The organism is Lacisediminihabitans changchengi (genome assembly GCF_016634425.1).
In the GTDB taxonomy this organism is placed as follows: Bacteria; Actinomycetota; Actinomycetes; order Actinomycetales; family Microbacteriaceae; genus Lacisediminihabitans; species Lacisediminihabitans changchengi.
The window spans coordinates 1-12,924 of the sequence record NZ_JAEPES010000003.1; the positions used below are offsets into that span (position 1 = coordinate 1).

Consider the following 12,924-nt stretch of genomic DNA (forward strand, 5'->3'; position numbering starts at 1 on the left):
TCGGCGGCCATAGCGAGAGGGAAACGCCCGGTCACATTCCGAACCCGGAAGCTAAGACTCTCAGCGCCGATGGTACTGCAAGGGGGACCTTGTGGGAGAGTAGGACACCGCCGGACTTAACTTAGAACAACCACTATGGCCATCCCGCGAGGGGTGGCCATAGTGCGTTAACGAGCATTGGGCGTTAACGAGCGAGCTGCGGTATCGAGCATCGTGGGTTAACGGGCATTGCTATCACCTGCACTGTGACGGTGCTGCATCACCCCATAATTTTCACAGCGACCAAACCCAAGGAGACACCGTGTCTGATTTCGGAGAACGAGGACGACGCCCGGGCGACAAGCCGGCGAATGGACGTCCGGATGACCGCAGACCGAACCGTGGGGGACCGGATCGTGGTGGGCCGCGCGATGGCGCGCAGCGCCCCGATCGTGGGGCACGGCCAGATCGTGGAGGGCGCCCGGAACGTGGCGGCCGGCCCGATCGCCCTGGCGCTCCGCGGGGCAACGGTGGCGGATATCAGGGCCGTTCGGCACAGGACGACTACGTCGATCCGGATCCGCTGAAGCTGAGGTCTGTGCGCAATCGGCACGATGACCCGATCATCCCCGACGACGTTCAGGCCAAGGAACTCGACCGCGTCGCACGCGCTCAGCTGAAGACCTTGAGCAAGGAGAACGCCGACGAGGTCGCTCGTCACCTGGCGATGGTCGCGCGTCTGATCGAATCCGATCCAGCGCTTGCTCATCAACACGCCCTCTCCGCTGCCCGCCGAGCTGGGCGCATCGGTGTCGTGCGCGAGACGCTCGCGATCACGGCGTATTCGATCGGAGATTTCGCGCTGGCCCTTCGCGAGCTGCGCACCTATCGCCGGATCTCCGGTAACAACGACCAGCTTCCGCTCATGGTGGATAGCGAACGTGGTCTGGATCGTGCCGACAAGGCGCTCGAACTCGGTCGCTCCGTTGATCGCGCGACCCTGCCGTCTGACGTCCAGGTGATGCTGGCGATCGCCATGTCCGGCGCACGTCTCGACCTGGGGCAAGCGGATGCCGCGCTGATCGAGTTGCAGATCCCGCAGCTCGACCCCGACACCGCTTTCCCCTGGAGCCCCGCCCTGTTCGACGCGTATGCCGCGGTGCTCGAAGAACTCGGGCGCGATGACGAGGCCGAAACCTGGTGGCAGCGCTCCGATCGCGCCAGTGCCGCGCTCGACAACGGCGGCGCCGACGATGACGACGTCATCGAGGTGGTCGAGGAAGAGGGCGACAGCGACGACATCGATGAGGTCACCGATGCCGAAGACGAAGAAGACGGCGCCTCCTTGGAAGGGGAGGGCATCGATGGCGAAGCGACCCACGACTGAGTCTCCGCTGCACGGAGTCGACCTGCTACTGGCCGACCTTGATGGTGTCGTCTATGCGGGCGCGAACGCGATTCCGCACGCCGTCGAGAGCATCAATCGCGCGGCAGAGGGGCGTCGGGTCGGGTACCTGACCAACAACGCCTCGCGCACCGCGGCATCCGTTGCCCAACATCTCACCGAGCTGGGCCTCTTGGTGACCGAGGATGACGTGGTGACCTCGCCGCAGGCGGCGGTACGACTGCTCGCCGACCTCGTGCCCGCCGGCTCGACCGTGCTGGTGGTCGGGGGCGACGGGTTGACGACGGTGGTGGAGGCGGCGGGGTTCGTGGTGACGGATTCGGCGCTGGAGCATCCGGCAGCGGTCATCCAGGGCTTCGCGCAGAATGTCGGCTGGGTGCAACTGGCCGAGGCATCCTACGCTCTGGGCGCCGACGAGACCATGCCGTGGGTCGCGACGAACACCGACTGGACGATTCCGCAGGCTCGGGGCATCGCTCCGGGTAACGGCACTCTAGTGTCGGCCGTGCACACCGCAATCGGGCGGCTGCCTATCGTGGCGGGTAAGCCCGAGATTGCGATCTTCCGGGAGGCGGTAGCCCGCTTCGGCGGCAGCAAGCCGCTGTTCATCGGCGACCGGCTCGACACCGACATCCTCGGGGCGAATCGCGCCGAGATGGAGTCCGTGCTCGTGCTGACCGGCATCGATCATTCAAAGAAGGTGCTCGCGGCCGACGCGAAGTCGCGCCCCACCTACCTGCTCGAAGACCTGCGTGAGCTCGACCAGCCCTATCCGGCCGCCGTTCGCAAGACCACGTTGCGCGGAGCAACGACCGTCACGGTGGGCGACGCGACCGTGCAACTGCTCGGTACTGCGGTGACGATCGTGAAGGCGGGGCGTCCGATCGATCTCTTGCGGGCCGCATCCACACTGATCTGGGAGTCGGGTCTGCCGATCTACGGCCTCGATGTGGCGCCGGAACTGTACGACGAGGGTAGCGTCTGAGGCATGGAGAACGAGGCGTCATGAGTGACGAGACGACATGAGTGACGAGACGGCGGCGGCGACGGAGCCCGGCGAGACGGATGCCCTCCTCTCGCGTCTGCGGGTGATCGAGGATCAGCCGCTCGATACCCGCGCCGAGGCCTTCGTGCAGATTCACGATCGACTCCGCGCGACGCTTGAGGGCTCGGATTCACCGATCGCGGGCGGCCCGCAAGCGACGGCCGGATGACCGACCAACGGCTCGACGCAGCACTGGCCGAGCGCGGTCTGGTTCGGTCGCGCACCCACGCCGCGCGGCTGATCGCGGCCGGGTCGGTGCTGGTCGACGGCGAGACCATCATCAAGGCCTCGCACCGGGTCGGCGCCGATCAAGAGCTCGCGATCATCGGCATCGACCACTACGTGAGCCGCGCAGCGCACAAACTCCTGGCCGCGCTCGACGTCTTCGAGATCCCGGTGGCCGGGCGCTCGGCGCTCGACGTGGGCGCGTCCACCGGTGGCTTCACCCAGGTGCTGCTCGAACGCGGTGCTTCGCACGTGATCGCGCTCGATGTCGGGCACGGACAGCTGTCGCCCCTCATCGACGGCGACGAGCGGGTGACGGTGATCGAGGGCTTCAACGCACGGGAGATGACGCCAGAGCTGCTGGAGGGGGCAGCCGGGCATCCGGTCGCGGTCGACCTGGTCGTGGGCGATCTGTCCTTCATCTCTCTCACGCAGGTGCTGCCCGCGCTCGTGGCGACGGCGGGACGGGATGCCGACTACGTTCTGCTGATCAAGCCGCAGTTCGAGGTGGGACGGTCGGGCATCCGTGAAGGGATCGTGCGAAACGCCGGACTGAGGTCTGAGGCGGTCAGCGCCGTGCTCTGGTCGGCCTGGGATCTCGGGCTGAAGACGGCTGGTCTCATCTCCTCCCCAATCCTCGGAAGTGCCGGGAACCATGAGTATCTCGCCTGGGTGAGCGCACGGGTGGGTACCGATCCGACAGAATGGACTGATCGGCTTTTTGCTTCAGCACGTCCGGAGTGATGCTCGGGGGCTTGTGCTCCCCACCATGCCGACCCGACCCGATCGACTCACGAGGAGTAGCTAGTGGAAGACCGGATCGCGCCGATTGATCGCACGCCCGAATCGCGATACATGCTCGTCGTCTCGCACACCGGTCGCCAAGACTCGCTCGACGCGGCCGTGCAGGTCTGCCGCAAGCTCGTCGCCCATGGTGTCACTCCCGTCTTGAAGAAAGACGAGTACGACGACATCGTCGCCCAGGCTCCCGAGTTGGTGGGCACCGCGGTGATGGTCCAGTCCGTTGACCTGAGATCGCTTGAGCTCGTGATCGTGCTCGGCGGGGACGGCACCATTCTGCGCGCAGCTGAAATGGTTCGCGGGTGTTCGGCGCCGCTTCTCGGGGTGAACCTCGGTCATGTGGGGTTCCTGGCCGAGAGCGAGCGCGACAATCTCGAGAACACCGTGCAGCGCGCGCTGGCCCGGGACTACGAGGTCGAGGAGCGCATGACTTTGGCCGTGCGGGTCAAGGTCGCCGGCGAGGTCGTCTACGACACGTGGGCGCTCAACGAGGCCACCGTCGAAAAGGCGAGCAGGGAGCGGATGCTCGAGGTCGTCATCGAGGTCGATGGTCGACCGCTGTCGTCGTTCGGCTGCGACGGGGTCGTCATGTCGACCCCGACCGGCTCCACCGCCTATGCGTTCTCCGCCGGCGGGCCGGTCGTCTGGCCGAGCGTCGACGCCATGCTTCTCGTACCGCTGAGCCCGCACGCCCTGTTCGCCCGGCCGCTCGTGGTCGGACCGGATTCCGTCTTCGCGGTCGAGGTGCTCGCTCGCACGCAGGGCACGGGAGTGCTCTGGTGCGACGGTCGACGAACCCACGATCTGGCACCCGGGGCACGGGTAGTCGTGCGACGCTCGGACATCCCGGTTCGCCTGGCCCGTCTGCACCACGGTCCCTTCACCGATCGCCTGGTGGGAAAGTTCAACCTGCCGACCAGCGGATGGCGCGGACCGGCCGCCGACGGGGCCCAGCAGTGATCGAAGAGATCTCGATCCGCAATCTCGGCGTCATTGGCGATGCGCGGTTGCCTCTTGGCCCTGGGTTCACGGCGGTGACCGGCGAAACCGGCGCAGGCAAGACCATGGTGGTCACCGCGCTCGGGCTGCTGCTCGGCGATCGTTCCGACAGCGCGATGCTGCGCCAGGGGGCCAGTTCGGCCGTCGTCGAGGGTCACTGGCAGATCGACCCCGCCGGCGCCGTCGCTGAACGAGTGCTGGACGCCGGCGGCGAAATCGACGAGGGCGAGCTCATTCTCGGTCGATCGATCTCGTCGGAGGGGCGAAGCCGAGCGACCGTCGGCGGCAGGACCACGCCGGTCGGCGTGCTCTCGGAGATTGGCGAGCAGCTCGTCGTCGTGCACGGGCAGTCTGACCAGGTGCGATTGCGGTCGGCAACGGCACAGCGCGAGGCACTCGACCGGTTTAGCGGTACTGAGCTGGCCAGCGTGCTGGCCGAGTACCAGCAGACGTATCGCCGCTGGCAGGGCAACCAGGGTGAGCTCGATGTGCTCGTCGCCGAACGCGACCGTCGCGCCGCCGAGGCCGAGGAGCTGCGCGCGGCGATGGCCGAGATCGAGGCCGTCGCACCCCGTGCCGGAGAGGACGACGAACTCGCCGAGCGTGCCGAACGCCTGAGCAATCTCGAAGACCTACGGCTCGCCGCCGCCCAGGCTCACGAACTGATCGCCACCGAGAGCCCCGACGAAACCCCGGACGCGGTGACGCTTCTCGAAACCGCGCGGCGCCAACTGGAACGGGCCGCCGAGCACGATCCAGCACTTTCCGGTATCTCCAGCTCGCTTGCCGAGGCGAGCTTCCTGGTGTCAGACGTCGCTGTGCAGCTGTCGAGCTACCTCGGCACTCTCGACACCGATGGGAGTCGGGAGCTCGAGATCGTGCAGGAGCGCCGAGCCGACCTTGCCGGTATCGCCCGCAAGTACGGACCGAGCCTGACCGAAGCGATCGACTACCTCGAGACCGGCAGTTCTCGCTTGCTGGAGCTCGACAACGACTCCGAGCGCATCGAGGGCCTCGAGCATGAGGTGGAGGCCGACCGGGCGAAGGTGTTGGAGCTGGCGGAGCAACTCAGCGCGCTTCGGCGTGGAAGCGCCATCCGTCTCTCCGACGAGGTGACCGCTGAACTCGCGGCCCTCGCCATGCCGGATGCGCGCATCGTCGTGGATGTCGCCGATCGCAGCGAGTATTCGTTGAGCGGCAAAGACGTCGTGTCGATCCTGCTCGCACCCCATCCCGGGGCAGAGCCGCGACCGCTCGGGCGCGGTGCGTCGGGGGGAGAACTGTCACGGGTGATGCTGGCGATCGAGGTGGTGATCGCGGGCAGCGACCCGGTTGCCACATTCATCTTCGACGAGGTGGATGCCGGGGTCGGCGGAGCCTCGGCCATCGAGATCGGTCGCCGACTCGCCCGGCTGTCGCGCTCGGCGCAGGTGATCGTCGTCACCCACCTGGCGCAGGTCGCCGCATTCTCCACCAACCATTTGCGCGTGGTCAAAGACAGCTCGGGCACCGTCACGGCGAGCAGCGTGCAGCAACTGCGGGGGGAGCAGCGCATCGAGGAGATGGCGCGGCTGCTGTCGGGGCTTCCCGATTCGCAGAGCGGCCTCGCCCATGCGCGTGAACTGATCGAGACTGCTCGCGCTCTCGACCAGTAATGTCGTGCTGGTAGGCGCGGGGCCAGGCTGCGAGCCCCACATCCGGCTCGGATCCGGCTCGTCGCTGGCCGGAGTGCTCCGCCGGTGAGATAAGCTGTAACCCCGTGGTGGACAAAAACAACGCGGACGTAACCAAGCACATCTTCGTCACTGGTGGTGTCGTTTCGAGTCTCGGTAAGGGACTCACGGCAGCCAGTCTCGGCAACCTTCTGACGGCTCGTGGTCTTCGCGTCGTCATGCAGAAGCTCGACCCGTATCTCAATGTCGACCCGGGCACCATGAACCCGTTCCAGCACGGCGAGGTCTTCGTCACCGACGATGGCGCCGAGACCGACCTCGACATCGGTCACTACGAGCGCTTCCTCGACATCAATCTGAGTCAGGCCGCGAACGTCACCACCGGCCAGATCTACTCCAATGTCATCGCGAAGGAGCGTCGCGGCGAGTACCTCGGCGACACCGTCCAGGTCATCCCGCACATCACCGACGAAATCAAGCGACGGATGCGGTTGCAGGCCACCGGGGACGACACCCCCGATGTGATCATCACCGAGGTCGGCGGCACCGTGGGCGACATCGAGTCACAGCCCTTCCTCGAGGCCGCCCGCCAGGTGCGCCACGAGATCGGCCGCCGCAACTGCTTCTTCGTGCACGTGTCACTGGTGCCGTACCTCGGTGCCGCGGGCGAACAGAAGACCAAGCCCACCCAGCACTCGGTCGCTGCGCTTCGCTCGATCGGTATCCAGCCCGACGCGATCGTGCTGCGTTCCGACCGCGAGGTTCCCGACTCGATGATGCGCAAGATCGCGCTGATGTGCGACGTGGACATCGAGGCAGTCGTCAACGCCGTCGACGTTCCGAGCATCTACGACATCCCGACCATGCTTCACGATCAGGGTCTCGATGGCTACATCACCGAGCACTTCGAGCTCGAGACCCCCGAGGTCGACTGGTCCGGCTGGGCCGACCTGCTTCGCGCGGTGCACGAGCCCAAGTACGAGGTCACCATCGGTCTGGTCGGCAAGTACATCAACCTGCCCGACGCCTACCTCTCGGTGACCGAGGCACTGCGGGCCGGCGGCTTCGCCCAGCAGACCAAGGTCAACATCCGTTGGGTTCCGTCCGACGAGTGCGAGACACCCGAGGGGGCTGCGAAGCTGCTCTCCGACCTCGACGGCGTCTGCGTTCCCGGCGGTTTCGGCGTGCGCGGCATCGAGGGAAAGCTCGGCGCTCTGCGTTTCGCCCGCGAGAACGGCATCCCGACCCTGGGCCTCTGCCTCGGGTTGCAGTGCATGGTCGTGGAGTACGCACGCACCGTGGTCGGCCTCGGCGGGGCATCCTCGTCGGAGTTCGACCCGGAGACCGAGTTTCCCGTTATCGCGACGATGGCCGAGCAGGTCGACATCATCAACAGCGGCGACCTGGGCGGCACGATGCGCCTCGGCCTCTACCCGGCAGTTCTCGCCGAGGGCTCGATCGTGGCCGGCGTCTATGGCTCGAATCTCGTCGACGAGCGTCACCGCCACCGCTACGAGGTCAATAACGCGTACCGTCCCCAGATCGCGGATGCCGGACTCGTGTTCTCGGGGACCTCTCCCGATGGCAACCTGGTCGAGTTCGTCGAGCTGCCGAAAGACGTGCATCCGTATTACGTCGGAACGCAGGCCCACCCGGAGCTGCGCTCGCGCCCCAACCGCGCGCATCCGTTGTTCCAGGGACTGGTCGCCGCGGCGTTGCAGCGCCAGGAGGCAAGCCGGCTGTTCGAAGTGACGGAGGCCTGAACCGTGACAGTGCCCAGCAGCGACAATCCCAGCAGTAGGCACAGCGGCAGCGACGAACTCCACGACCTGCGGCATCCGGTCGAGATCATCCGCAGCGAGACAGTGTTCCGCGGTCACGTCTGGGATGTGCGGCAGGACACCTTCCTCTATGGGGGCGACCAGGTCGTCCGGGAGTTCGTGGCCCACACCGGAGCTGTCGCCGTGCTCGCTCTCGACGAGAAAGAGCGCGTGCTGCTGATTCGTCAGTACCGGCACCCGATCGGGGAGCGCGACTGGGAGATCCCGGCCGGGCTGCTCGATATCGAAGGGGAGGACCCGCTCGGTGCGGCCAAGCGAGAGCTGGCCGAGGAGGTCGACCTGCAGGCCGAGGACTGGCATATCCTCTCGGACATCCGTACCTCGCCGGGCGGCAACAGCGAGATCGTGCGCATCTACCTCGCCCGCGGGGTCAGCGCGACCGCCGAAGTCTTCGCCCGCACCGAAGAGGAGGTCGACATCGAGAAGCGCTGGGTGCCGCTCGACGAGGCGGTCGACGCCTTCCTGGCCAGAGACATCCAGAACTCGATTCTCGGTAATGCGGTGCTCGCCGCCTACGTCAGCCGCGCGAAAGGCTGGGCGACGCTGGGCCCGGCCGTGGCGCCGCTGCCCCCGCGAGCTCTGCCGTTGCGCGACTGAATGCCCCGGTGACCGTCACACCGGTGCCGCCCACCCCGCTCGAGCGCGCGGTGGGTCGCTACCTGCGACATGTGGCGATCGAGCGCGGCCTCGCCAGCAACACGGTCTCGGCGTATCGGCGCGACCTGGCCGCGTATCTGACCGCGCTGGAATCGCGCGGAATCACGACGCCAGAAGGCATCGCCGCAACCGACGTCGCCGCCTTCTCGACCGCACTGCGCACCCGCGAGGAGTCGCCGCTCACCGCCTCCTCGCTCGCGCGCATGCTCTCGAGCGTGCGCGGCTTTCACCGCTTCCTGCTCGACGAAGAGCTGGTGCAGACGGATGTCGCCGCCGACGCCAAACCGCCGAAGCTCGCCCAGCGGCTGCCCAAGGCGATCACGGTAGACCAGATGGCGGCGGTGTTGGACGCGGCGAAGGGCGAGGACATCCAGGCGCTGCGCGACCGCGCTCTGCTCGAGCTGCTCTACGCGACCGGCGCGCGCATCTCCGAGGCGGTCGATCTCAATGTCGACGACATCCTGGGCGACGACGGCGGCAGCGTCGATGTGGTGCGGCTGTTCGGCAAGGGCGGCAAGCAGCGCATCGTTCCGCTCGGCAGTTTCGCCCGGGAGGCCATCGAGGCGTATCTGGTGCGGGCGCGGCCGCTGCTCTCGGTGAAGGGCACCGCGACCCCCGCGCTGTTCCTGGGCATGCGCGGCGGGCGGGTCTCGCGGCAGAACGCCTGGCTGATCATCCGAGCGCGGGCGGAGCAGGCACAGCTCGGCATCGAGATCTCGCCCCACACCTTCCGGCATTCCTTCGCCACCCATCTGCTGGCCGGGGGAGCGGATGTCCGCGTGGTGCAAGAACTGCTCGGACACTCGAGTGTCGCAACCACCCAGATCTACACTCTCGTCACCGCGGACACCCTGCGGGACATGTACACGACAGCACACCCCCGCGCCCGCTGACCCCGCTGGTCGAGTAGCGCGCACCCGCTGGTCGAGTAGCGCACGCACTCCCCGTTGGTCGAGTAGCGCACGCGCTCTGGCGCGTTCGCGTATCGAGGCCCGCCACGCGATGGTTTCGATACGCGTCCTCGTCGCTCGCGGCCTACTCAACCGGCGGTGTGTGCTGGCGGGTCGCTCCGAGGGCGCGGCCCGACGATCGGTAGAATTGCCAGGACCGGTAGGCGCCGGCGCACAGCAGTGAGGAATGTCGGGATGACAGCAACGCGGGACACAGCGGCGGACGAGCTTGCAGGTCTGGACCTGCCCGTGAACGGCCCCACCGGGCGCCCCCGCACCGAGTTCCCCATCCCGGCGACCCTGCGCGAGCACGGCCCCGCCCGCATCATCGCCCTCTGCAACCAGAAGGGCGGCGTGGGCAAGACCACCACCGCCATCAGCCTCGGGGCATCGCTCGCAGAGTATGGCCGTCGCGTGCTCGCGATCGACTTCGACCCGCAGGGCGCGCTGTCTGCCGGGCTCGGCGTCTCGAGCCACGATGTGAACAACATCTACGACCTCATGCTCGGCACCATCAAAGACCCGCACGACGCGATCCAGACCACGTCGATGCCGAACCTCGACATCATCCCGGCCAACATCGACCTCTCCGCCGCGGAGGTGCACCTCGTCAACGAGGTCGCGCGCGAGCAGATCCTCGCCCGCGTGCTCCGCAAGGTGAGCGACGAGTACGACGTCATCATCATCGACTGCCAGCCGTCGCTCGGTCTGCTGACGGTAAACGCGCTGACTGCAGCTCACGGTGTGCTGATCCCGCTGGAATGCGAGTTCTTCGCCCTGCGCGGAGTTGCGCTTCTGGTCGAGACGATCGACAAGGTGAAGGACCGGCTCAACCCGGCGCTCGAGCTCGACGGCATCCTCGCCACCATGTACGACTCGCGCACGCTCCATTCGCGCGAGGTGCTCGAGCGCGTGGTCGAGACGTTCGGCGACAAGGTCTTCGAGACCGTGATCGGACGCACCGTGAAGTTTCCGGATGCCAGCGTGGCCGGCACCCCGATTATCCAGTTCGCCCCCGAGCACCCCGCCGCACAGGCTTACCGTCAACTCGCTCGAGAGCTGATCGTCCGTGGCGCCGTCGCCTAGCGCCCGCGTTTCGGTAGGCGCTCTTGCGGCAGACGGCGAGCCGGATAAGGCCGCGGCGTTTTCGGTCAGACTCGACAACTTCGACGGGCCGTTCGACCTTCTCCTGACGTTGATCGGCAAGCACGAGCTCGACATCACCGAGGTCTCGCTCAGCATCGTCACGGGTGAATTCATCGCGTACCTGCGCCAGCTGGACTCCGTCGAGGAACTCGATCAGGCCAGTGAGTTCTTGGTGGTGGCGGCGACGCTGCTCGACCTCAAGGTCGCAGGCCTGCTGCCCCAGGGCGAGCTGGTGGACGCCGAGGATGTCGCTCTGCTCGAGGCGCGCGACCTTCTGTTCGCGAGACTGCTGCAGTACCGCGCCTTCAAGGAGGTCACCGGCTGGTTCAGCAGTCACTTCGACGCGGAGTCGAGCAGGCACGTGCGATCGGTGCGGCTCGAAGAGAAGTACCGTCGGCAGACGCCCGAGCTGGTGTGGACACTCACCCCGGATGACTTCGCCGCCCTCGCTGCCCTGGCCATGGCACCGAAGGAGCTGCCGACCGTGGGGCTCGACCATTTGCACGCACCGCTGGTCAGCATCCGTGAACAGGCGGCGTACGTCGTCGCGCTGTTGCGTGGCGGTGAACCGATGACCTTCCGGCAGCTCGTCGCCGGGGTCGAGGTGAAGGGCGTGATCATCGCGCGTTTCCTCGCCATCCTCGAACTGTTTCGGGGGGCGTCGATCGCCTTCGAACAGCTCGAGCCACTGGGCGAGTTGACGGTGCGCTGGACCGCCGAGCACTGGAACGAAGAATCTCTCGCAAGCCTGGGGGCAGACTATGGCAACTGAGCAGGAGACCATCGAGGTCGAGCTGGACACCGAGCCGCTCGAGACAGAACCGCTGGACACGAAGCCGCTCGACACAGAACCGCTGGACACGAAGCCGCTTGACACCGAACGAGCGCTCGAAGCGATCTTCATGATCGCCGACGAGCCGCAGTCTCTGGTCTCGTTGGCGACATCCCTCAGCCTTCCCGTCGCGGCGGTTCGGAAGTCGATCGAGCGACTGGTCGCCGACTACGACGGCGTCGACGGCACTCCGCGGCGCGGCTTCGAGTTGCGTGAGGTGGCCGGCGGCTGGCGCATCTACGTGCGCGGCGAGTTCGACGAGGTGGTGCGCGATTTCGTACTCACCCAGAACCCGACCAAGCTGTCCCAGGCGGCGCTCGAGACCCTCGCGGTGATTGCGTACAAGCAGCCCATCAGCCGGGGAGCCGTCGCGTCCATCCGCGCGGTGAACGTCGACTCGGTCGTTCGCACGCTGCTCGGGCGCGGCCTCATCACCGAGGCATACACCGACAGCGAGACCGGTGCCATCCATTACGCCACGACCGACCTGCTGTTGACGCAGCTCGGCATCAACTCCATCGAGGAGCTCCCCCTGATCTCACCACTACTCGCCGACGGCTCTGACGGGTTCGCCAATGTCCTCTGATACCAATCCGGAAGCAGCGTCGGACGGCGTTCGCCTCCAAAAGCTGATGGCGGCGGCTGGCGTCGCCTCCCGTCGCGTCTCTGAAGACCTGATCGCCGCTGGCCGGGTCGAGGTGAACGGCGAGGTCGTCACCGAGCTCGGCCGCCGCGTGCTCGAAACGGATCGTGTTGCCGTCGACGGCCGCGCCATCCAGCTCGACACCAGCCGTCGTTACCTCATGCTGAACAAGCCGGTCGGCATCGTCTCCTCGCTGCAGGATGACCGCGGCCGCCCCGACCTGCAACGCTTCGTCGAGCGCTTCGACGAGCGGCTGTTCAACGTCGGACGGTTGGATGCCCAGACCAGCGGTCTGCTCATCCTCACCAACGACGGCGAACTCGCTCACGTGCTCGCGCACCCGAGCTTCGGCGTGATGAAGACCTACATCGCCAAGGTGGAGGGCAGGGTCAGCCCGCAGACGATCGGTATGCTCACCCGCGGCATCGAGCTCGAAGACGGCCCGATCGCGGCCGACAAAGCGCGAATCATCGGCCAGGCCGGAGCCAGCGAGACCATGGTCGAGGTCACCCTGCACAGCGGTCGCAACCGGATCGTTCGCCGCATGCTCGAAGAGGTCGGGCATCCGGTGATCGACCTGGTGCGACGTCAGTTCGGCCCGCTTCACCTCGGCTCGCTCGGCCAGGGCGAGATCCGCGACCTGAGCAAAGACGAGCTCGGCGCCCTGCTCACCATCTCGCGCGATGCGAAGGGTGCGCCGGCAACCCCCACGGATTCGGAGGACTGAC

The 12,924-nt window shown here is 66.8% G+C and carries 14 protein-coding genes and 1 rRNA gene; all 15 read left to right on the forward strand.

Annotation, left to right across the window (positions count from 1 at the left end; genetic code table 11):
- The 15 genes from rrf to IV501_RS08430 all read left to right on the forward strand — a co-directional run bounded on the left by rrf (position 1) and on the right by IV501_RS08430 (position 12,923).
- Positions 1-116: ribosomal RNA gene (gene rrf / locus IV501_RS08360) — 5S ribosomal RNA — on the forward strand.
- 246 nt (positions 117-362) lie between these two features.
- A complete protein-coding gene (locus tag IV501_RS08365) occupies positions 363-566 on the forward strand; it encodes a hypothetical protein (protein WP_200556185.1) in 204 nt (67 codons plus the stop codon).
- A gap of 11 nt (positions 567-577) precedes the next feature.
- The gene (locus IV501_RS08370) at positions 578-1,366 is read left to right on the forward strand and encodes an RPC7 family DNA-directed RNA polymerase III subunit (RefSeq protein WP_200556187.1); all 789 of its coding nucleotides are present in this window, start codon (positions 578-580) and stop codon (positions 1,364-1,366) included.
- On the forward strand, positions 1,344-2,369 hold the full coding sequence (locus IV501_RS08375; protein WP_234698471.1) for an HAD-IIA family hydrolase: 1,026 nt from the start codon (positions 1,344-1,346) through the stop codon (positions 2,367-2,369). Before IV501_RS08370 ends, IV501_RS08375 begins: the two co-directional genes overlap by 23 nt.
- A gap of 37 nt (positions 2,370-2,406) precedes the next feature.
- On the forward strand, positions 2,407-2,598 hold the full coding sequence (locus IV501_RS08380) for a hypothetical protein (RefSeq protein WP_200556197.1): 192 nt from the start codon (positions 2,407-2,409) through the stop codon (positions 2,596-2,598).
- Positions 2,595-3,398 (forward strand): TlyA family RNA methyltransferase, encoded by an 804-nt coding sequence (locus tag IV501_RS08385; protein ID WP_200556199.1) that lies wholly within the window; start codon positions 2,595-2,597, stop codon positions 3,396-3,398. Before IV501_RS08380 ends, IV501_RS08385 begins: the two co-directional genes overlap by 4 nt.
- A 111-nt stretch (positions 3,399-3,509) precedes the next feature.
- Positions 3,510-4,415 (forward strand): NAD kinase, encoded by a 906-nt coding sequence (locus IV501_RS08390; RefSeq protein WP_200556407.1) that lies wholly within the window; start codon positions 3,510-3,512, stop codon positions 4,413-4,415.
- The gene (recN, locus tag IV501_RS08395; RefSeq protein WP_200556201.1) at positions 4,412-6,109 is read left to right on the forward strand and encodes a DNA repair protein RecN; all 1,698 of its coding nucleotides are present in this window, start codon (positions 4,412-4,414) and stop codon (positions 6,107-6,109) included. The genes IV501_RS08390 and recN overlap by 4 nt, the downstream gene beginning before the upstream one ends.
- Positions 6,110-6,213: 104 nt before the next feature.
- Positions 6,214-7,890: a CTP synthase gene (gene pyrG, locus IV501_RS08400; protein ID WP_200556203.1), complete on the forward strand. Its 1,677-nt coding sequence runs from the start codon at positions 6,214-6,216 to the stop codon at positions 7,888-7,890.
- Between the two features lie 3 nt (positions 7,891-7,893).
- Positions 7,894-8,565, forward strand: coding sequence for an NUDIX domain-containing protein (locus tag IV501_RS08405; protein WP_372430750.1), 672 nt, complete (start codon positions 7,894-7,896; stop codon positions 8,563-8,565).
- A gap of 8 nt (positions 8,566-8,573) precedes the next feature.
- The gene (gene xerD, locus IV501_RS08410; protein WP_307812244.1) at positions 8,574-9,518 is read left to right on the forward strand and encodes a site-specific tyrosine recombinase XerD; all 945 of its coding nucleotides are present in this window, start codon (positions 8,574-8,576) and stop codon (positions 9,516-9,518) included.
- A 252-nt stretch (positions 9,519-9,770) separates the two neighbouring features.
- Entirely contained in the window at positions 9,771-10,661 is an 891-nt protein-coding gene (locus IV501_RS08415) for a ParA family protein (RefSeq protein ID WP_200556205.1), read from the forward strand.
- Positions 10,645-11,493: a segregation and condensation protein A gene (locus tag IV501_RS08420; RefSeq protein ID WP_200556207.1), complete on the forward strand. Its 849-nt coding sequence runs from the start codon at positions 10,645-10,647 to the stop codon at positions 11,491-11,493. Before IV501_RS08415 ends, IV501_RS08420 begins: the two co-directional genes overlap by 17 nt.
- Positions 11,483-12,139 (forward strand): SMC-Scp complex subunit ScpB, encoded by a 657-nt coding sequence (scpB, locus tag IV501_RS08425; RefSeq protein ID WP_200556208.1) that lies wholly within the window; start codon positions 11,483-11,485, stop codon positions 12,137-12,139. The genes IV501_RS08420 and scpB overlap by 11 nt, the downstream gene beginning before the upstream one ends.
- Positions 12,129-12,923 carry a pseudouridine synthase gene (locus tag IV501_RS08430; protein ID WP_200556210.1) on the forward strand — a complete coding sequence of 265 codons (795 nt, stop codon included), beginning with the start codon at positions 12,129-12,131 and terminating at the stop codon, positions 12,921-12,923. The genes scpB and IV501_RS08430 overlap by 11 nt, the downstream gene beginning before the upstream one ends.
- The last annotated feature ends 1 nt before the right edge of the window (position 12,924 follow it).